This window comes from Streptomyces albospinus, assembly GCF_014648695.1.
Lineage (GTDB): Bacteria > Actinomycetota > Actinomycetes > Streptomycetales > Streptomycetaceae > Streptomyces > Streptomyces albospinus.
On sequence record NZ_BMRP01000014.1, the window covers coordinates 200,971 to 201,243 of the forward strand.

At 75.5% G+C, this 273-nt stretch carries 1 protein-coding gene; it reads left to right on the plus strand.

Translation table 11 applies throughout. The annotated features are described in order from the left end of the window. Positions 1-31: 31 nt before the first annotated feature. The coding region (locus IEZ17_RS20890; RefSeq protein WP_189302364.1) for a hypothetical protein at positions 32-273 on the plus strand (242 nt) is incomplete at its 3' end.

Here is a 273-nt window from a genome sequence, read left to right on the forward strand (position 1 = left end):
CGGGCCGCCGGCCGGCCCCACAGTGAGGGACATGAACGCCACACAGCAGCACCTTCTCGACAGCTACCGCGCAGCTCAGCAGGGCGAGACGGCCCCGCCCGCACCCGGCGCGGCCACCGTCCGCGTCGCCCGTGAAATCCAGCAGTGGCGCCGCTTCCAGGCCGTCGTCACGGACCCGGCGGACCGATGGCAGGCACGGGTGGGGCGGTCGAGGTGGGTGGCGTGGTTGTGGCGGGTGGGGTGGGCTGGGCGGGGGGTGTGGGGGGTACGGGG